19 protein-coding genes are annotated in these 17846 nt (G+C 66.8%); 12 read left to right on the plus strand and 7 right to left on the minus strand.

The window, feature by feature from the left end; all coding sequences use genetic code 11:
* Positions 1 to 52: 52 nt before the first annotated feature.
* Positions 53 to 1252: an FAD-dependent monooxygenase gene (locus V8F63_RS14805; RefSeq protein WP_392353876.1), complete on the minus strand. Its 1200-nt coding sequence runs from the start codon at positions 1250 to 1252 to the stop codon at positions 53 to 55.
* A gap of 230 nt (positions 1253 to 1482) precedes the next feature.
* Between V8F63_RS14805 and V8F63_RS14810 the strand changes: the two genes are divergently transcribed.
* Positions 1483 to 2976, plus strand: a complete 1494-nt coding sequence (locus V8F63_RS14810; RefSeq protein ID WP_392353877.1) for an aldehyde dehydrogenase — start codon at positions 1483 to 1485, stop codon at positions 2974 to 2976.
* A gap of 42 nt (positions 2977 to 3018) precedes the next feature.
* Here the strand turns inward: V8F63_RS14810 and V8F63_RS14815 are convergent, their stop codons facing one another.
* A complete protein-coding gene (locus V8F63_RS14815; protein WP_392353878.1) occupies positions 3019 to 3843 on the minus strand; it encodes a GntR family transcriptional regulator in 825 nt (274 codons plus the stop codon).
* Positions 3844 to 4000: 157 nt separating this feature from the next.
* On the opposite strand from V8F63_RS14815, the gene V8F63_RS14820 reads away from it, so the two are divergent.
* The 3 genes from V8F63_RS14820 (at position 4001) to V8F63_RS14830 (ending at position 5553) form a co-directional block, all read left to right on the plus strand.
* Positions 4001 to 4402, plus strand: a complete 402-nt coding sequence (locus tag V8F63_RS14820) for a GntR family transcriptional regulator (protein ID WP_392353879.1) — start codon at positions 4001 to 4003, stop codon at positions 4400 to 4402.
* A complete protein-coding gene (locus V8F63_RS14825; RefSeq protein WP_392353880.1) occupies positions 4303 to 4770 on the plus strand; it encodes a UTRA domain-containing protein in 468 nt (155 codons plus the stop codon). Before V8F63_RS14820 ends, V8F63_RS14825 begins: the two co-directional genes overlap by 100 nt.
* 90 nt (positions 4771 to 4860) lie before the next feature.
* Positions 4861 to 5553: an isochorismatase family protein gene (locus V8F63_RS14830; protein WP_245559492.1), complete on the plus strand. Its 693-nt coding sequence runs from the start codon at positions 4861 to 4863 to the stop codon at positions 5551 to 5553.
* Positions 5554 to 5680: 127 nt separating this feature from the next.
* Here the strand turns inward: V8F63_RS14830 and V8F63_RS14835 are convergent, their stop codons facing one another.
* From V8F63_RS14835 to V8F63_RS14855, 5 genes are read right to left on the minus strand one after another with little or no spacing between them, the layout of a single operon-like run.
* Positions 5681 to 6595, minus strand: coding sequence for a polysaccharide deacetylase family protein (locus V8F63_RS14835; RefSeq protein WP_392353881.1), 915 nt, complete (start codon positions 6593 to 6595; stop codon positions 5681 to 5683).
* A complete protein-coding gene (locus tag V8F63_RS14840; protein WP_392353882.1) occupies positions 6582 to 7532 on the minus strand; it encodes a polysaccharide deacetylase family protein in 951 nt (316 codons plus the stop codon). Before V8F63_RS14840 ends, V8F63_RS14835 begins: the two co-directional genes overlap by 14 nt.
* Positions 7529 to 8416 carry an isocitrate lyase/PEP mutase family protein gene (locus tag V8F63_RS14845; protein ID WP_024354897.1) on the minus strand — a complete coding sequence of 296 codons (888 nt, stop codon included), beginning with the start codon at positions 8414 to 8416 and terminating at the stop codon, positions 7529 to 7531. The genes V8F63_RS14840 and V8F63_RS14845 overlap by 4 nt, the downstream gene beginning before the upstream one ends.
* Positions 8413 to 8901, minus strand: coding sequence for a 3-isopropylmalate dehydratase (locus V8F63_RS14850; protein WP_392353883.1), 489 nt, complete (start codon positions 8899 to 8901; stop codon positions 8413 to 8415). The genes V8F63_RS14845 and V8F63_RS14850 overlap by 4 nt, the downstream gene beginning before the upstream one ends.
* Complete coding sequence (locus tag V8F63_RS14855; RefSeq protein ID WP_392353884.1) at positions 8898 to 9755, minus strand: aconitase family protein; 858 nt, start codon at positions 9753 to 9755, stop codon at positions 8898 to 8900. The genes V8F63_RS14850 and V8F63_RS14855 overlap by 4 nt, the downstream gene beginning before the upstream one ends.
* Before the next feature lie 53 nt (positions 9756 to 9808).
* Between V8F63_RS14855 and V8F63_RS14860 the strand changes: the two genes are divergently transcribed.
* The 8 genes from V8F63_RS14860 (at position 9809) to V8F63_RS14895 (ending at position 17846) form a co-directional block, all read left to right on the plus strand.
* Positions 9809 to 10198, plus strand: a complete 390-nt coding sequence (locus V8F63_RS14860; RefSeq protein ID WP_392353885.1) for a hypothetical protein — start codon at positions 9809 to 9811, stop codon at positions 10196 to 10198.
* Between the two features lie 110 nt (positions 10199 to 10308).
* Positions 10309 to 11514, plus strand: a complete 1206-nt coding sequence (locus V8F63_RS14865) for an acyl-CoA dehydrogenase (RefSeq protein ID WP_392353886.1) — start codon at positions 10309 to 10311, stop codon at positions 11512 to 11514.
* Between the two features lie 13 nt (positions 11515 to 11527).
* Positions 11528 to 12733 carry a CaiB/BaiF CoA-transferase family protein gene (locus V8F63_RS14870; protein WP_392353887.1) on the plus strand — a complete coding sequence of 402 codons (1206 nt, stop codon included), beginning with the start codon at positions 11528 to 11530 and terminating at the stop codon, positions 12731 to 12733.
* A 137-nt stretch (positions 12734 to 12870) separates the two neighbouring features.
* On the plus strand, positions 12871 to 13809 hold the full coding sequence (locus tag V8F63_RS14875) for an ABC transporter permease (protein ID WP_134581218.1): 939 nt from the start codon (positions 12871 to 12873) through the stop codon (positions 13807 to 13809).
* Positions 13806 to 14612: an ABC transporter permease gene (locus V8F63_RS14880; RefSeq protein WP_392353888.1), complete on the plus strand. Its 807-nt coding sequence runs from the start codon at positions 13806 to 13808 to the stop codon at positions 14610 to 14612. Before V8F63_RS14875 ends, V8F63_RS14880 begins: the two co-directional genes overlap by 4 nt.
* Complete coding sequence (locus V8F63_RS14885; protein ID WP_253122574.1) at positions 14609 to 15418, plus strand: ABC transporter ATP-binding protein; 810 nt, start codon at positions 14609 to 14611, stop codon at positions 15416 to 15418. Before V8F63_RS14880 ends, V8F63_RS14885 begins: the two co-directional genes overlap by 4 nt.
* Positions 15415 to 16308 carry a dipeptide/oligopeptide/nickel ABC transporter ATP-binding protein gene (locus V8F63_RS14890; RefSeq protein WP_392353889.1) on the plus strand — a complete coding sequence of 298 codons (894 nt, stop codon included), beginning with the start codon at positions 15415 to 15417 and terminating at the stop codon, positions 16306 to 16308. The genes V8F63_RS14885 and V8F63_RS14890 overlap by 4 nt, the downstream gene beginning before the upstream one ends.
* Positions 16305 to 17846 carry an ABC transporter substrate-binding protein gene (locus tag V8F63_RS14895; protein ID WP_392353890.1) on the plus strand — a complete coding sequence of 514 codons (1542 nt, stop codon included), beginning with the start codon at positions 16305 to 16307 and terminating at the stop codon, positions 17844 to 17846. Before V8F63_RS14890 ends, V8F63_RS14895 begins: the two co-directional genes overlap by 4 nt.

Below are 17846 nucleotides of genomic sequence, written 5' to 3' on the forward strand. Positions count from 1 at the left end.
TTCCGCTTTCGCCGATGCTCCCTCAAGCAGCGACGCGCGGAGGAGCCTCGCCTCAGGTCAGCGTCGCCGCCTTGCGCAGGCCGTCGATCATGGATGACCGCATCACATAGTCCTTGTGCCGCACAGGATCGGCCAGCATGGCCTGCATCTCGGCCATCATGACCTTGCGGCGTTCCGGGTCGCGCTCCTGCATCCGCCCACGGTTGCGATCCGCCTGGGCCAGTATCTCCTGCTCGGCGATAGGGCGGCGCTGGCGGGTGTAGAGATCCAGCAGCCTCTCGTCGGCGCCTTCCAGCACGGCCTTCAGCTTCTCGGTCAGGTTGAACGCGTCATGGACGCCGCCATTCATGCCCATTCCGCCGGACGGGCTGTTGATGTGGGCGGCGTCGCCCGCCAGCACGACCCGTCCGCTGCGGTAGTCCGGCGCGATCCGCATGTGCACGCGATAGGGACGGATCTCCAGCACCTTGTATGGTTCGTCCCTTGCGACGATGGCCTGAAGCTTGCGCTCGATGCTGGCGGGCTCCAGCGCGTCCTCGATGGACTCTTCGCCGCGCGGATAGAGGCTACAGCGCCAGAAATCCTTCAGCTTGAGCAGGGAGAAGGTGCCGCCGTCCGTCCAGCAGTAGTTGACGTTCGAAAGCCCCTCCAGATGTTCTTCGAAAGGGAAGTCCGTGATCGCGAGGATGGTCGTCTCAGGATAGGTCTTGCCGTCAAGCTCCCACCCCAGCAGGGTCCGCACCGCGCTGCGGGCGCCGTCCGCCCCGATCAGATAGCGACAGCGCAGAGTCTGCGCCTGACCGCCCTGCTCATAGGTGACGTTGACGCCGTCTGCATCCTGATCCACGGCGCACACCGTTGCGCCCATACGGATTTCGACATGCCGCGCATCTGACAGGTGGTCGGCCAGGATACGGCACAGACGAAATTGCTCGCACTGCAGCCGGAAGGGATGCTGCGTCTCGCCGTGCAGGTAGGACAGGTCGAAGACGGCGCGTTCGCCGGTTTCATGATGCCGGATCTGCCACTGTTCGCACTTCAGCCCCTGAGCGATCAGCGGCTCGGCCAGCCCGTACTGCGCCAGCATGTCCAGCGTCGGGGGATGAAACGTCGACGCCCGCAGGTCTTCCGGCAGCTCCGTTTCGGCCTCAAGCACGATGGCCGAAATCCCGAAAGCTTCCAGCCTCAAGGCCGCGCTCAACCCGACCGGGCCGGCGCCGACGATGACCACTTGGGCGTCCCATTGCTGCATATTGGCGACCTCATGCCTACTTGTATCTGACTTAATACATTTGTTCGACAATCCGGCAAGGGAAGAGTCGCAGACTTCTCTGCAGCCTCGTGCGTTCAAGGAAACTTCGACGCCTCAAAGGGCCGATAACGCAGCTTTTGCCTCACCGCGCCCTCTCGCCTTGCGATCCGCCTCGATCACGTATTAGCTTAAACACAACACAAGTCGCCACAGTATCAGGATGACCGCTCATGTCCCTCCCCGCCTCCCCGTTCGACTGGGCTCCCAAAACGGTCACCAGCCTGATTGACGGCGCCTATGTCGCAGAGCGCGGCGGCCATCGTCTGCCCGCCTATTATCCGGGCAACGGCGAAGTCATCTCCGAACTGCAGGAAGCCGACGCCGAGGAAGTCGATCGTGCGGTCCGGTCGGCCCGCCGGGCCTTCAACGATCCCGCCTGGCGCGAGATGTCGGTAGAGGCCCGACAGGCGATCCTTTACCGGATCGCTGACGCCATCGACGCCCACGCCGTGGAATTGGCGACGCTGGAAACGCTGAATGCCGGCATCGTCCTGCGCGACGTTCTCAGCCGCCAGGTCGTGCGCGCAGGCTATAATTTCCGCTTCTTCGCCGAGGCGATCAGCCAGCAGCCCGGCCAGGTCTGGCAGCAGATCAAGGATCACCTGACCTTCGTCACGCGCCATCCCGTCGGCGTGGCTGCCCTGATCGCGCCGTGGAACTCGCCGCTGGCGCTGGCGTCGATGAAGGTCGCGTCGGCCATCGCCTTCGGCAACACCTGCGTGCTGAAGCCGTCGGAGCAGACTCCGCTGTCCCTGGCCCGCATGGTCGAGATCATCAACACCATCACCCCGCCGGGCGTGGTCAACCTGGTGAACGGGCGCGGGACGGTGACGGGCGCCGCCCTAGTGGATCACCCCGAGGTCGATCTGATCTCCTTCACCGGCGGGACCGAGACGGGCCGCCACATCATGCAGGCGGCCGGACGACGGCTGAAACCGGCGGCGATGGAGCTGGGCGGCAAGTCGGCCAACATCATCTTCGCCGACGCCGATCAGGAGCGGGCCCTGGACGGCGCCTTGATCTCCATCTTCTCGAACAACGGGCAACAGTGCCTGGCCGGGTCGCGCATTCTGGTCCAGGATTCCATCTTCGACGAGTTCGTGGATCGCTTCGTCGAGCGGGCGCGAAAGATCCGCGTCGGCGACCCGCTGGACGACGCCACAGAGATCGGCCCCATCGCCTCCGCCCGCCACCGTCAGCACATCCTGTCCTATGTCGACATCGCCAAAAGTCAGGGCGCGACCCTGTTGACCGGCGGCAAGGCGCTGGACGGACCAGGCTATTTCATCGAGCCGACCGCCGTCCTGGCGCCCAACAACAGCGACCGCGTCTGTCAGGAGGAAATCTTCGGCCCCTTCGCCGCCTTCGTGAAATTCAGCGACATGGAGGACGCCGTCCGCATGGCCAATGAAAGCCAGTTCGGCCTGGTCGGCTATTGCTGGACGCAAAACGTGGACAAGGCCCTGAGGGTCAGTCAGGCCGTTCGCACCGGTCTGATGTGGGTCAACACCCCGATGGTGCGTGAACTGCGCGCGCCGTTCGGCGGGGTGAAGGATTCAGGCCTGGGCCGCGACGGCGCCGCCGCCTCCATGGCCTTCTTCACCGAAGAGAAGACGACGACCATTCCTCTGGCCGACGTGCCGCTGCGCAAGTTCGGCGTCTGATCCCGACGGGGTCGCGGCGGGCCTGTCCCGCCGCGCTTCGCGTCAACCGATGTGGCGCCACTGCGGACGGGCCGAGCTGTTATCGCGCGTCAGCAGCATGTGGTACTCATACTGATCAGGATTATAGAGGCCGACTTGGTGCTCGAACGGGCGGCCGTCGCCGTCGAACACCGTCCGGCGCAGGCGCAGCAGCGGCGCCCCGATGGCCACATTCAGCTTATTGGCCGCCGCGTCGTCGGCGAGAATGGCGCTGATGGTCTGTTCGGCGCGCTGGGCGCGTATCCCGCCGCTTTCCAGAATGCGCATGATCGGCCGGTCATCGATGACGCCGCGGGGCGTCAGGGAGGCGACGGAACGAGGCAGCCACACCGTCGTCACCGACAGGGGCTTGTCCTTGAAGAAACGCAGGCGCTCGATCCGCAGCGCCCGCTCGTCGGCGGGAAGGCCCAGCGCCTGGAGCACGGCGGCCGGCGTCGGCGCCTCGGGCTCATAGGCCAGCAGCCGCGCCGTCGTCTCAAGCCCCAGGGTGATGAGGTTCTCGACCAGGCCCGACACCCGGCTTTCCTCTCGCTGCGCCTCATCAGCACGGGGGGCGACGAAGGTGCCGACGCCATGCTTGCGTCGAATCCAGCCTTCGCGTTCCAGCAGATCCAGCGCGCGCCGCACCGTCACGCGCGACACGTCATAGGCCGCCGCCAGCTGCATTTCGGACGGCAGCGGCTGCTCCGGCGCAAAGGCGCTGTCCTTGATCTGCTGACGCAGAATGGTGGTCAGCTGGTGGTAGATCGGCAGGCTGCTGGAACCGCCGTCCGCCTTGAGGCTGCGTCGACCGATATCGGTCCCTGCCCCGGCGCCCTGTCTGGCCAAGCTCATCCTCCACACGCCGGCGTCAGGGCCTGCGTCGTCAATTAGCGAACTTGTGCTTATTATCAGACCTTAGCGGCTTGGCCACTCCGGCTTGTCTCCATCGCCGCCGCACGCCACACAAGGCGGCATGACATCATCCCCGCCGACAGACGACGCCTTGGACCTGCGTCCCGAGCTTCTGGACGACCGGCTGCCGATCCCCCTGTATCATCAGGTTCGGCTGCTGCTCGCCGAGCGGATCCGGCGCGGCGTGTTTCCGCCCGGCTCCCTGTTGCCCGGTGAGCATCAGATCGCAGAACTGCTGGGCGCGTCGCGAATAACGATCAAGCGCGCCATGAATGAACTGGCCGATGCGGGCCTGGTCACGCGCCATCGGGGCCGCGGCACGGTGGTGGCGCCGCAGGTCGAACTGCCTGTGGTGACAGGATCCTTCTCCACCCTGATGGATCGCTCAAGACCATGGGGCACGAAACCCAGGTCGAGTTGCTGGAAAGCCGGTCCGTCGCGGCTGATAGCGACGTCGCGCACGCGCTGGCCGTCAGCCCCGGCGCGCCCGTGAGGCGCATCACCCGCCTGCGTCGGCTGGGCGAGACGCCGTTTTCCTATCTGGTGTCGTGGTTGCCGGAGTTCGTGGCCAGCGGATGTGACGACGCCGCCTTCGCTGAACAGTCCATGCTGGACCTGCTGGAGCGAGCCGGGGCGACGCCGCATGAGGCGGAGCTGTGGATCTCGTCAGTCGGCGCCGACACCGCTGCGGCCTCGGCGCTCCAGGTGGCGATCGGGTCGCCCCTGCTCCGGATCGAGCGGATCATGCGCCGGGCCGACGGCGAACCGGTTCAGTATATTCACGCCCATTATCACGCCGACCGCTTCCGCTATCACCTGCTCAGCCGTCGCGAAGAAGGAAACTGGCAGGACGGCGCCTGATTTCCGCTGCTCCATCTCAGGATCGGCTGGCGCCCGCCGCAGGACGGTCTATAGTTGGCCTATCTTTATACCATTAAGGACGGACCGACCGTGAGCGACCTTGTCTTCGAACCGACCATGATCTGCGAGAACAAGACGGCGCGCGAGTTGTTCGAGGCGGTCAAGGCCAACCCCGCCCGCGCCCGTTTCGGCTTCGGCGAGAAACTGGCCGTGGTGAACGTCGACTTCCAGCAATCCTACACCCGCCCCGATCTGTTTCCGAAGACGGCCTATGTGACCCACCCTGACCAGATCGGCTTCACCAACCGCATCTCGGCCGCCGCGCGCGCCAAGGGGATGCCGGTGATCTGGAGCCATGTGGCCTATAAGGCCGATGCAGGGGACGCCGGGGTCTGGGGCACGCGCACCGATACGCCCGACAGCCTGCAGAACATCAAATACGGGTCCGAGCGCCACGCCCTCGATCCGCGCTGCCGGATCGATGAGGCTGTGGACCTGATCTACACCAAGCGGATGCCCTCGGCCTTCTTCGAGACGCCGCTGAACTCCTACCTGCGCTGGCACAAGGTGGATACGGTGCTGGTGACGGGCGGCTCGACCTCGGGCTGCGTGCGCGCCACGGCGGTGGACAGCCTGTCCTATGGTTTCCGCACCATCGTCGCCGAGGAGTGCGTGGCGGACAAGCACGAGAGCTACCACTACGCCAATCTGACCGACCTTCAGCTGAAGTACGCCGACGTGGTGTCGGCGCAGGAAGTGCTGGACTGGCTGGCCGCGCGCTGAACTGACGGCAGCCTGAAAAATCGAAGGGCGGCGGACCGAAATCCGCCGCCCTTCTTTTTACGCTTTTACGCTTCCCGGCCGAAGGTTGGGGGCGACGGCCGAGCCTGGAGCCGGGACGACGGCGGCCTCAGCCGCGCGCCGCCTCGACAATCTCTGAGACGCCGGCGGTCCATACGGCGTCGTCCTTCGCCAGACCGTCCAGCACGCGACGGACAGACTTCATCCGGAACGGCAGGCCGCTGACGTAAGGGGTCAGGGTGAAGCCGACGACCTGGCCGCCGAAACGGTCGGCCTCGGCCTTGTGCAGGCGGATCGCCTCAACCACCTGATCGGCCCATTCGTCCTCGGTCTGAAGGCGCACGGTCAGCAGGGTGCGGTCATCCAGTTCATTCGACAAAGGGGCCGCCCAGACCACGCCCTTGTCGGTCTGCATCGGCACGGGAACCGTGTCCTGCTCCCAGTCCAGACAGATATCGAAGCCCGCGTCGGCAATCAGCGCCAGCGTCTGGAACGACTGCTGCCGCGCCGGGCTCATCCAGGCGCGCGGCTTCAGCCCCGCCCTGTCGAAGGCGTCGCGCGTGCGGCCGATCCATTCCGCTTCGACGCCTTGCTCAAGCCCGCTCCAGTGGATGCAGTCCGCCTCCCAGCCATAGGCGGCGATCTCATGCCCGTCAGCGAGGATAGCCTCGACCAGCGGTCGAGCACGTTCCAGCAGGACCGCATTGATCGGAAACACCGCCTTCAGCCCTCTCGCCTTCAGCGCATCCAGAATGCGGAACACCCCGACCCGATTGCCGTAGTCGCGCGTGGTGAAATGGCGCAGATCCGGATAGGTGGTCTGCATGGCGCCGGGATGCTTGAACGGCTTGCCTTGCGGGTTCAGGCGATGGAACTCCAGCGGGACCACGATCATGGCGGCGGCCGTCTTGCCGTCCGGCCAGGCGATCTTCGGGCGCTCGGTCGCCGGACGCCACGGATACAGCGTCTGATCCATGCCGTAGGAGCGGTGCGGATAGGTCAGATAGTCCTCAGGCAGCGCCATGGCCGAACCCCTTTCCTCCGGTCGCGCAGCCCTTGGCCGCGATGTCGGCCTGCGTCTGGTCCCAGCAGTGGTCGCGATAGTAGCCCGCGATTTCGGCGCCGGTGGCGAACCACACGTCGTCGGCGTGGCCCATGATGTGTTTCAGCGCCTCTTCGAACGGGCCGATGCGATGGGGCTGGCTGACCAGATAGGCGTGCAGGGGAATGCACATGACCGTGCCGCTCTGCTCGCCCTCTTCCAGCAACTGGTCGAAGTGCCGCTTCAGGATGTCGGTATAGCGCGCCGGGCTCATCCCCAGGGCGCCGTAGGTGATGACGTCGTTCACCTCCAGCGAATAGGGCAGCGAAATCAGCTTGCCTGACGCCGTCTTCACCGGCTGCGGCTGGTCGTCCTGAAACAGGTCGCAGGTGTACCAGAAGTCGTTCTCGGCGATCAGGTCCAGCGTCCGTTCGGTGTGCGTCAGAGCCGGAGCCAGATAGCCGCGAATACGCTGGCCGCTGGCCTTCTCGACCGTGCGGATGGCGTCTTCGATGATGGCGCGCTCCTGCGCCTCGTCCATGCCGTAGGAATAGCGGGTGTTGTAGATACCATGCGAAAAGAACTCCCAGTTCCGTTCGACGCAGGCCTCGATGATCTCAGGATGGTGGTCGCACAGGGCGACGTTCAGCGACACCGAGCCGCGCAGGCCGTATTTGTCCAGCAGTTCCATCAGCCGCCAGTGGCCGACGCGGTTGCCCCAATCGCGCTGGGAATAGGCGACGACATCGGGCGCAGGCTTGGGCCAGCCGGCGCGGCCGGGGTTCCTGGAGGGATCGAACTCATAAAACTCGATGTTCGGCGCAACCCAGAAGGCCAGTTTCTTGCCGCCCGGCCAGACGATCTTCGGCCGGTCACGATAGGGCCAGTAGTCGTAGAGGTTGGGGTCTGCGACGGTCATGCCTTCTCCTCTTCCTGCGCTTCGTATCGCTGTCCCAGCGCCATCATCTCATCCAGGCCGATGCGGGCGTTGACCCCCATCAGGTCGGTCATGTGCGCCCGGTGCGCCGCCGTGCCGCCATCGCGCTTCAGCACCGACAGGAAGGCTTCGACAGCCGGAATGACGGCCCGCACCATCGCGCCCGGCGCAATGACCAGACGATAGCCAAGGTCAGACAGGCTGTCGGCCGAACTCAGCGGCGTGTCTCCGCCCTCGACCATATTGGCCAGCAGAGGAACGCGGGCGGCGAAGCGTTCAGCCACCGCCCGCATCTGCTCCAGATCGCGCGGCGCCTCGACGAACAGGACGTCGGCCCCGGCCTCAAGGAACAGTTCGGCACGATCCATCGCCGCTTCAAAGCCTTCGACCGCGATAGCGTCAGTGCGGGCGATGATCAGGGTGTCGTCGTCGTGGCGGGCATCGACGGCGGCGCGGACCTTGCCCGCCATCTCCTGCGCCGAAATCACGCCCTTGCCGCGCAGATGGCCGCACCGCTTGGGGAAGGTCTGGTCCTCGATCTGGATGGCGCGGGCGCCCGCCCGCTCGAACAGCCGCACCGTGCGGCCCATGTTCAGGGCGTTGCCGAAGCCGGTGTCCGCGTCGACGATCAGAGGGATGTCGATCCGCTCGGTGATGCGCGCCGCCACGTCAACGACGTGATCCAGACTGACCAGGCCGATATCGGGCCGCCCCAGCTGAGTATAGGCGACCGAGGCGCCCGACAGATAGGCCGCCTCGAACCCCGCCTGCTGGATCAGCAGGCCGGACAGGGCATCATAACATCCCGGCGCCAGAAGGGCGGGCGACTGCTTGAGCCGACGACGCAGGTTCAGACGCTCGCTCATGCGGCGCCTGCCAGCTTCTTCTTCAGGTGCGGCATCAGCCCCCCGTCATCCATCATGGCCATAAGGTGCGGCGGCAGGGGCGTGAAATCATAACCTTGCCCCGTCGTCAGATTCGTCAGACGCCCAGCCGCCAGATCGACCTCCAGCCGGTCGCCTGCGGAAATCTCGCCCGCTTGTTCAAGGGCGATGCACGGCACCCCCAGATTGATCGCATTGCGCCAGAAGATGCGGGCGAAAGAGCGCGCGATCACGGCGCGCACGCCCAGCAGGCCCAACGACACCGCCGCCTGCTCGCGCGACGAGCCGATGCCGAAGCTGCGACCGCCGACGACGAAGTCGCCCTTGGCCACCGTGCGGGCGAAGTCAGGATCGACTGCGGCCAGACAATGCTGCGCCAGTTCCTCGGGCGGCAGCTTCATCAGCGTGCCCGGCGCCATGACGTCGGTGTCGATATTGTCGCCGAAGACGAAGGCCCGACCGCTCATGCCGCCTCTCCCAGGAACTGACGCGGATCGGCGATGCGGCCTGCAACGGCAGCGGCGGCCACGGAATAGGGCGAGCCGAGATAGACCTGCGCCTCCTTGGACCCCATGCGCCCCTTGAAGTTGCGGTTGGTCGAAGAGATGCAGACCTCGCCGTCCGCCAGCACCCCGGCGCCATAGCCAGCACAGGCGCCGCAGCCGGAGGGCAGCAGGACCGCGCCCGCCTCCATCAGCGTCTGCAAGGTGCCGTCCTGCGTCGCTGTCGTCGTGGTTTTCTGAGACGCCGGAGCGATCAGCAGGCGAGTGTCCGGCGACACCTTGCGGCCCTTCAACACGGCGGCGGCCATGCGCAGGTCTTCGATCTTGGCCCCGACGCAGGCGCCGATATAGCATTGATCCACCTTGATCCCGGCGTGTTCGGTCACGTCCTGAGTGCGTGACGGATCATGCGGCGCGGCGATCTGCGGCTGCAGCGTCGCCGCATTGAAACGGTGAACGGCGGCGTAGGCTGCATCGCGGTCCGACGCCAGCGCCAGCGCCGCCGCCTCATCCTCGACCGGACGCCCGGCCGCGCGCAGATAGTCGAAGGTGGTCCGGTCCGGCGCCACGACCCCGGCTTCGCAGCCCAGTTCGGCGGCCATGTTGCACAGGACCATGCGTTCGGCCATCGACAGGCCCTCGACCGTGTCGCCGCCGTATTCAATGGCCTTGAAGGCGTTGTCCATGCCCAGTTCGCGGCACAGGAACAGCATGATATCCTTGGCCGCAACGCCTGCGCCGAACCGGCCCGACCACTCGACGCGGATCGTCTCGGGCACCGCCAGCCAGGTTTCGCCGGTGGCGACGATGGCGGCCATGTCGGTGGCGCCATAGCCTGCCGCATACGCGCCGAAGGCCCCGCCGTCGGCGAGTGACTGTCGCCCCCCGCCACGAAGGCGCCCGGCCGGATCAGCCCGTGCTCGGGCAGGACCAGATGGCAGATGCCCACCATGTCGAAGAAGGCGCCGACCTGATGTTCGGCCGCAAACTCTCGCGCCAGCTTCAGGATACGCGCGGACTCGGCATCCACCGCCGGGACATAATGGTCCGAGACGATGGCGACCTTCTGCGGATCCCACAGTCCCACGCCCAGTTCGCGCAGCATCGGCGCCCAGCGGCGCGGCCCCGAACTGTCGTGCGCAAAGGCCAGATCGACCTGAGCCGTCACCAGTTGGCCGGGCGCAACCCGGTCCACGCCGGCCGCCCGGGCGATGATCTTTTCAACGAGCGTGGAGCCCCGACCCATGCCTTCTCCCGATGATGCGCCGCACAAGGGCATTGCTGGATCAAATGATATAGTTTTATATCATCTAAACGCGCAGCCTTGGCAAGCGCCTTCCCGCACCTTCCAGTCCGTCAGGAACGCTCATCATGTCGAACCCCGCCGCTTCTTCCGCCCCCAAACCCTCGGGCCAGACGTTCCGCTGGGATGATCCCTTCGATCTGACGGGGCGTCTGACCGACGAAGAGCGGATGGTCCAGGACGCCGCCCGGTCCTATGCGCGCGAGGCCCTGCTGCCGCGCGTGGTCGCCGCCTTCCGCGACGAGGTCTTCGATCGGGCCATTATGAGCGAGATGGGCGAGATGGGCTTCCTGGGGGCCATGCTGCCCGAGCAATACGGCGGCTCCGAAGCCAGCCACGTCGCCTATGGCCTGATCGCGCGCGAGGTCGAGGCGATCGACAGCGGCTACCGCTCGGCCATGAGCGTGCAGTCGTCGCTGGCCATGTATCCGATCTACGCCTTCGGCTCGGACGAGCAGAAGGCCAAGTTCTTGCCCAAGATGGCGGCGGGCGAACTGGTCGGGTGCTTCGGCCTGACCGAGGCCGACGGCGGGTCGGACCCGGCCTCAATGAAGACCACGGCGGTCGCGGTCGACGGCGGCTATCGCCTGAACGGCGGCAAATACTGGATCACCAACAGCCCGATCAGCGACCTGGCCATCGTCTGGGCCAAGCTTGACGGGACCATCAGGGGCTTCATCGTCGAGCGCGATTTCGACGGCTTCACCACGGGCAAGATCGGCGACAAGCTGTCCTTGCGCGCCTCGATCACCGGCGACATCGGCCTGAACGACGTTTTCGTCCCGGAAGCCAACATCCTGCCGGGCGTTCAGGGTCTGCGCGGGCCGTTCTCCTGCCTGAACAAGGCGCGTTTCGGCATCGCCTGGGGCGCGATGGGCGCCGCCGAGTTCTGCTTCCACGCCAGCCGCGACTATGTCGCCGAGCGCACCCTGTTCGGCCGCCCGCTGTCGGCGCGCCAGCTGGTGCAGAAGAAGCTGGCCGACATGCAGACCGAGATCTTCCTCGGCTTCGAGGGCGCCTATGCGCTCGGCCGCCTGCTGGACACGGGCGCCTGGGTTCCCGAGGCCATCAGCCTGATGAAGCGCAACAACTGCGGCAAGGCCCTGGCCGTCGCCCGCGAGGCCCGCGACATGCACGGCGGGGCCGGGATCACCGGCGAGCTGCACGTCATGCGCCACGCCATGAACCTGGAGACCGTCAACACCTATGAAGGCGCGCATGACGTGCACGCCTTGATCCTGGGCCGCGCCATCACCGGCGAAGCCGCCTTCTGATCAGGAGACTGTCATGACCCCCAGCCCCGCGATTTACGAGACAGCCTGCGGCCCGCTTCACGGCGTGCGGGTTCTGGACCTGTCGCGGGTGCTAGCGGGGCCGTGGGCGACGCAGACGCTGGCTGATCTGGGGGCCGAGGTCATCAAGATCGAGCGGCCCGGCGCCGGCGACGACACCCGCCACTGGGGCCCGCCCTTCACCACCACGGCCGACGGCGCGCCCGGCGACGCCGCCTATTTCCTGTGCGCCAACCGGGGCAAGAAGTCGGTCGAGCTGGACATCGCCAGCCCCGATGGCGCCGAGGCCGTGCGCCGTCTGGCCGCCACCTGCGACGTGGTGGTCGAGAACTTTAAGACCGGCGGGCTGAAGAAGTACGGCCTCGACTACGCCTCGCTGACGGCGATCAATCCGAGGCTGGTCTACTGCTCCATCACCGGCTTCGGACAGGACGGGCCGGACGCGCATCGGGCGGGCTACGACTACATGATCCAGGCCATGGGCGGGCTGATGTCCATCACCGGCCAGCCCGACGGCGCGCCGGGCGCCGAGCCGATGAAGGTCGGGGTGGCGGTCGTCGATCTGTTCACCGGCCTTTACGCCTCCAACGCCATCCTGGCCGCCCTGTGGCACGCCCGCGCGACCGGCGAGGGCCAGCACGTCGACATCGCCCTGTTCGACGTTCAGGCCGCCATGCTGGCCAATCAGGCGACCAACTACTTCGTGTCCGGCAAGGCGCCGACGCGGATGGGCAACGCCCACCCCAATCTGGCCCCCTATCAGCCCTTCGCCTGTTCCGACGGCATGGTGATCATCGCCGTGGGCAACGACGGCCAGTTCCGCGCCCTGTGCGCCGCCCTGGGGCTGGAGGTCGAGGATCGGTTCGCCACCAACGCCCTGCGGGTCGCCGAGCGCGAGGCGTTAGGACCGCTGATCGCGGCGAAGACGGCGGGCTTCACCATGCAGGAGCTGATGCAGGCGCTGGAGGCGGCGGGCGTGCCCTGCGGCCCGGTCAACACCATCGATCAGGTGTTCGCCGAGCCTCAGGCGATCCATCGCGGCCTGACGGTCGAGCAGACGCGGCCCGATCTGGCCGATCCGGTCCGCACCATCGCCTCGCCCATCCGCCTGTCGAAGACGCCGGTGCGATACGACGCCCCGCCGCCGAGGCTGGGGCAGGATACGCAAGATGTGCTGAGCGATCTCATGTCCGGCGATTGAGCGCCGTTGACAGGCGCTTCGCTTACCCTAAGGATGATGTCTTAACTTAGATACGACTCTGCGGCGGAGACCGTTCAGGACATGCCCAAGCCTCTACCGAGCGTTTCGGCCCGCAGCAAAGCGAGCCGCCGCCCCTGATGTTTTCCTCTTCTCGCATGCTTGGCGGCTTGAGGGACTTCGCCTTTGTCCTGATCGCCGCAATGACAGTGCTGTTCTTCCTGCTGCGGCTGACCGGCGACCCGGCCCTGGTCATTGCGGGCGAAGGCGCCTCTCCGGCTCAGATCGAGGCGATCCGCGTCGAATACGGCTTCGACAGGAGCCTGATCGTCCAGTACGGCCAGACCATGCTGCGTCTGCTCCAGGGCGACTTCGGCAAGTCGCTGACCGATGGAAGCCCGGCTCTGGGCAAGGTCCTGGCCTCCCTGCCCGCCACCCTGTTCCTGGCCGCCATGGCGCTGAGTCTGAACCTGCTGATCTCCCTGCCGCTGGGCGCCTGGCTGGGGCAGAAGCGCACCGGGACGGCGCGTCGTGCGGTGCGCGGCGTGCTGACGGTGATGCAGGGATTTCCCGGTTTCGTCATCGCCCTGCTGTTGATCAACCTGTTCGCCGCCGGGCTCGAATGGCTGCCCTCGATCGGTTACGGCGGACCGGCGACCTGGGTGCTGCCGGTGATCTCGGTCGTCTCCTTCCTGGCCCCCAAGCTGATCCGCGTGGTCGAGGCCAACACTCATGCCGCCCTGGCCGCCGACTTCGTGCGCACCGCCCGCTCGACCGGAGCATCAGAGAACCAGATCCTGTGGCGCCATGTCCTGCCCAACGCCCTGCTGGGCGCCGTCGCCCTGATCGGGGCTGAACTGGCCTTCATGCTGACGGGGCTGGTGGTCATCGAGACCATCTTCGCCTGGCCCGGCATCGGCTGGTTGCTGGTGCAGTCCACGCTGAATCTGGACTTCCCCGTGGTGCAGGCCGTGGTCTTCGTCATGGTGGTCAGCGTCTTCCTCAGCAACGCCGTCACCGAGGCGGTGCAGGCCCTGCTGGACCCGCGCATCCGCAGCCGCGCGAGAGCTGCATCATGAGCCGCAGCCTGTCCCCCGCCATTGTCGGCGCCGGCGTGGTGGGCCTGTTCTGCCTCGCCGTCATGATCTTCGGCGACGCCCTGTCCGGCCACGATCACCGCGCCATCGATCTGTCTATGCGTCTAGCCGCGCCGCTGGCGCCGGGCCATCTGTTGGGAACGGACGAACTGGGGCGCGACGTGCTGGCGCGTCTGCTGAACGGAATGCGCTGGTCGGTAGGATCGGCCCTGTGCGCTACCCTGATCGCCTTCAGCATCGGCACGACCTTCGGCCTGGCGGCGGCGCACAAGGGCGCCTGGCTGGGCGGCGCCCTGAAGCTGCTGACCACCTTCACCCAGTCCTTTCCGTCCTTCGTCATGGCGGTGACGGTGATCGCCCTGCTGGGCGACAGCGGCTTCTGGGCGGTCACACTGACGCTCGGCCTGGTGACCTGGCCGGTCTTCTCCCGCGTCGTCTACGCCGAGGCCAGCACCCTGTTTCAGCGCGAATACGTCCAGGCCGCCGAAATGACCGGCATGAGCGTCGCGCGTCTTTACGCCCACCACGTTCTGCCGGCCCTGGTCCCGACGCTGTCGGTGCTGGTGGTCTTCCACTTCGCCGAGATGATCGTGGCTGAAAGCGCCCTGTCCTTCCTGGGCATCGGCGCGCCGCTGGGGGCCGCGACCTGGGGCGCCATGTTGAGCGAAGGGCGCGCCTTCATGCTTCAGGCCCCGTGGCTGACGCTGGGTCCCGCCTTCGCCATGGTCGTCATCATCGTGGCCGCCCACAGCGTGGGCCAGCACCTGCGGAACCTGACCCGATGAGCGTTGCCGACCTGAACACGGCGCACGAAATCGTGCTGGATATCCGCAAGCTGAGGCTGGAGACCGTCGCCGACCGCCGCGTGTTGATCCCCAACCTCGACCTGACGATCCGCCGCGGCGAGATCGTCGGCCTGGTCGGCCAGTCGGGGTCGGGCAAGACGCTGACCTGCTTCGCCGTCGGCGGCCTGGTTCCGCCGGGCGTGCGCGTTGCGGGCGGCGAGATTCATCTGGAAGGCCGCCGCATCGACAACCTGGCCGAGGCGGACTGGCGCGCCGTGCGCGGCGGCCGCATCGGCATGGTGTTCCAGGACCCCCTGTCCTCGTTCAACCCGGTGAAGACGGTCGGCTCCATTCTGATCGAGTCGGCGCGTCGCCATCGCGGCCTCGACAAGGCGGCCGCCCGCGCCCTGGCCGTCGAAACCCTGCAAGCAATGCGCCTGCCGGGAACCGACGCCTGCGTCGACGCCTTCCCGCACCAGTTGTCGGGCGGGCAACGCCAGCGCGCCATGATCGGCCTGGCGCTAATCAATCAGCCCGCGCTGATCCTGGCCGACGAGCCGACCACGGCGCTGGACCCGACGGTCCAGTTACAGATTCTGGCCCTGTTGCGGCGTCAGGCCCAGCAGGCCGCCGCCCTGATGATCACCCACGACATCGCAGCCGCCGGCGCCGTCTGCGACCGCATCGCCGTCATGCTGGAAGGCGAGATCGTCGAGGAAGGTCCCACGACGCAGGTGCTGTACGAGCCCCGGCATCCCTTCACCCGCAGCCTGCGGGACGCCGCTCACCTGGGGAGACGGGCATGACCGCGCCGCTTCTGTCGATTCAGAACCTGGGGGTCGCTTACGGCAGCGGACGTGACCGCCGCTTCGTTCTGCGCGGCGCCGGTTTCCACCTGGCGCCCGGTCAGGTCATGGCCATCGTCGGCGAGTCGGGATCGGGCAAGTCGACCCTGGTGCGCGCCGTCGCCGGCCTGGCGACGCCCGCTGAAGGCAGGATCATGTTCGAAGGCGTCGCCCTGCCGCCCCTGGGCAAGCGCTCCAAGGCCATGCTGCACGGCATCCAGATGGTCTTTCAGGACCCCGGCGCCAGCCTGAATCCGCGCCAGTCGATCCGCACCGTGCTGGAAGAGCCGCTGATCGTGGTGGGCAGGCTGGACGGCGCGGCGCGACGGCGGCGGGTCGAAGAACTGATGGACCTCGTTCATCTGGACCGTCGCCTGCTGGACCTGCGGCCCTCCGCCCTGTCCGGCGGGCAGAAACAGCGCGTCGCCATCGCCCGCGCCCTGTCGATGGAGCCCCGCCTGCTGATCGCCGACGAGGCGCTTTCGGCCCTGGACTTCGCCAATCAGGACAAGGTCTCAGCCCTGCTGCTGGAGCTGAAGGATCGGCTGAATCTGGCCATGCTGTTCGTCTCGCACGACATGCGCAGCGTGCGCCGCATGGCCGACCACGTCTGCGTCATCGAAAGCGGTCAGGTGGTCGAACAGGGGCAGGTCGCAGAGGTCCTCTATCACCCGCAGAGCGCCTATACGCAGTTGTTGCTGGCCGCCGCCCTCAATCCGGCCGCCGCCCTAGCCGATCCGCGCCTGAGCGCCGCCCTGGAAGCCGGCGGCCCGATCACGGACGAGGCGCTGGCCGGCGTGATGGACATCATCGGCGCGAACGCCCTCATGCAGGAGCAGTCCCCCTCATGACGCCGAACCGCCTTCGCCGCTTCATCGCCGCCTGTCTGGGCGCCGCCCTTGTCGCCGCCTGCGGCCAGGGCGGCGCGAACAAGCCGACGCCTGCGACCGGCAGTCAGGTGCTGCGCGTCGCCGCCGCCAGCCTGCCTTCCAGCCTCGGCAATCCGTTTCGGGGCAACAGCCGTCCCGGCTCCCTGCTGTGGCTGGCCATTTACGACGGCCTGACCGCCATCAACGACGACGACCAGTTGGGGCCGGGCCTGGCGACCGAATGGACGCTGGTCGAACCGACGGTCTGGCGCTTCAAGCTGCGCGAAGGCGTGCGTTATTCCAACGATCGCCCGTTCGACGCCGAGGTCGCGGCCGAGGTATTCGCCTTCCTGCGCTCGGATCAGGGCAAGCGCACCCTGATCGGCTCCGAAGCGCGCGGCATCGTCGAAGCGCGCGCCGTCGGACCGCTGGAACTGGAGATCCGCACCGAGCGTCCCGACCCGGTCCTGCCGCGCCGCCTGGCCGCCATCATGATGATCGAGCCGAAAGCCCTGGCCGAGATGGGCATGGACGCCTACGCCCAGAAGCCGGTCGGCACCGGCGCCTTCGTCATGACCGGCTGGGACCAGCGCACCCGCCGCCTGACCCTGGCCCGAAACCCGAAATCATGGCGGTCGTCGACGATCGACGGCGTGGTCTTCTACGAACTGCCGAGCGCGGCGGGGCGGACTCAGGCCCTGCTGTCGGGCGATGTGGATCTGTCTCTGGTCGACCTGGAGGAGACGGAGCGGCTGGAGCGCAACGGCTTCCACGTTCTTTACAGACCCTCCATGCAGGTGAAGGCCTACTCCTTCCGCAACGTGGGCGGCGATCCGTCCTCGCCCTTGCGCGACGTTCGCGTGCGTCAGGCGCTCAACTACGCCGTCGACAAGGAGGCGATCGCCTCCCTGCTGCCGCAGAACGCCAAGCCGTCGGGCCAGCCTGCCGCCAAGGGAGTGTTCGGCTACGACCCGACCATCGCGCCCTACCCCTATGACCCCGCCAAGGCGCGCCGCCTGTTGGCGCAGGCCGGTTACCCGAACGGCTTCAATCTGACGATGGAGGTCCTGACCGACGCGGCGCCGGGCGACGACATGATGTCCCAGGCCGTGGCCGAATACTGGCGCGCCGTCGGGGTCGACACCCGCCTCAAGGTCATGACCATGCCGGACTTCCTGGTGAAGTATCAGACCAACAGCTGGTCGGGCGAGGCGCTGGCCCTGTCGTGGAACAGCTTCCAGTACTACGACGTCACCCGCGCCATGGAGGACTTCTCCTGCATGCGGCCGAAGCCCTTCTTTTGCGACGCGGAAATCACCGACAAGCTGAAGACCGCGCGCGAGATCATGGACGATGACGAGCGGCTGAAGGCCTATCAGGCGCTGGGTCGACTGTACCGGGAGGCGGCGCCTTCGCTGTTCCTGATCGAGCACCAGGACCTGTTCGCCTATACGCCCAGGGTGGGCCACGTGAAAATCCGCCACCGCGTGCCGGTCTATGAAGAAATGACCCTGCGTTGA

This window comes from Brevundimonas sp. LF-1 (genome assembly GCF_037055305.1).
Taxonomy (GTDB): domain Bacteria; phylum Pseudomonadota; class Alphaproteobacteria; order Caulobacterales; family Caulobacteraceae; genus Brevundimonas; species Brevundimonas sanguinis.

What these genes read in the sequence shown, in the direction of transcription:
- V8F63_RS14890 (WP_392353889.1), top strand. Translation starts at nt 15,415, where the DNA reads ATGACCGCGCCGCTTCTGTCGATTCAGAACCTGGGGGTCGCTTACGGC.
- V8F63_RS14870 (WP_392353887.1), top strand. Translation starts at nt 11,528, where the DNA reads ATGACCCCCAGCCCCGCGATTTACGAGACAGCCTGCGGCCCGCTTCAC.
- V8F63_RS14895 (WP_392353890.1), top strand. Translation starts at nt 16,305, where the DNA reads ATGACGCCGAACCGCCTTCGCCGCTTCATCGCCGCCTGTCTGGGCGCC.
- V8F63_RS14855 (WP_392353884.1), bottom strand. Translation starts at nt 9,755, where the DNA reads ATGGCCGCCATCGTCGCCACCGGCGAAACCTGGCTGGCGGTGCCCGAG.
- V8F63_RS14880 (WP_392353888.1), top strand. Translation starts at nt 13,806, where the DNA reads ATGAGCCGCAGCCTGTCCCCCGCCATTGTCGGCGCCGGCGTGGTGGGC.
- V8F63_RS14885 (WP_253122574.1), top strand. Translation starts at nt 14,609, where the DNA reads ATGAGCGTTGCCGACCTGAACACGGCGCACGAAATCGTGCTGGATATC.
- V8F63_RS14810 (WP_392353877.1), top strand. Translation starts at nt 1,483, where the DNA reads ATGTCCCTCCCCGCCTCCCCGTTCGACTGGGCTCCCAAAACGGTCACC.
- V8F63_RS14865 (WP_392353886.1), top strand. Translation starts at nt 10,309, where the DNA reads ATGTCGAACCCCGCCGCTTCTTCCGCCCCCAAACCCTCGGGCCAGACG.
- V8F63_RS14835 (WP_392353881.1), bottom strand. Translation starts at nt 6,595, where the DNA reads ATGGCGCTGCCTGAGGACTATCTGACCTATCCGCACCGCTCCTACGGC.
- V8F63_RS14805 (WP_392353876.1), bottom strand. Translation starts at nt 1,252, where the DNA reads ATGCAGCAATGGGACGCCCAAGTGGTCATCGTCGGCGCCGGCCCGGTC.
- V8F63_RS14850 (WP_392353883.1), bottom strand. Translation starts at nt 8,901, where the DNA reads ATGAGCGGTCGGGCCTTCGTCTTCGGCGACAATATCGACACCGACGTC.
- V8F63_RS14840 (WP_392353882.1), bottom strand. Translation starts at nt 7,532, where the DNA reads ATGACCGTCGCAGACCCCAACCTCTACGACTACTGGCCCTATCGTGAC.
- V8F63_RS14875 (WP_134581218.1), top strand. Translation starts at nt 12,871, where the DNA reads ATGTTTTCCTCTTCTCGCATGCTTGGCGGCTTGAGGGACTTCGCCTTT.
- V8F63_RS14845 (WP_024354897.1), bottom strand. Translation starts at nt 8,416, where the DNA reads ATGAGCGAGCGTCTGAACCTGCGTCGTCGGCTCAAGCAGTCGCCCGCC.
- V8F63_RS14825 (WP_392353880.1), top strand. Translation starts at nt 4,303, where the DNA reads ATGGGGCACGAAACCCAGGTCGAGTTGCTGGAAAGCCGGTCCGTCGCG.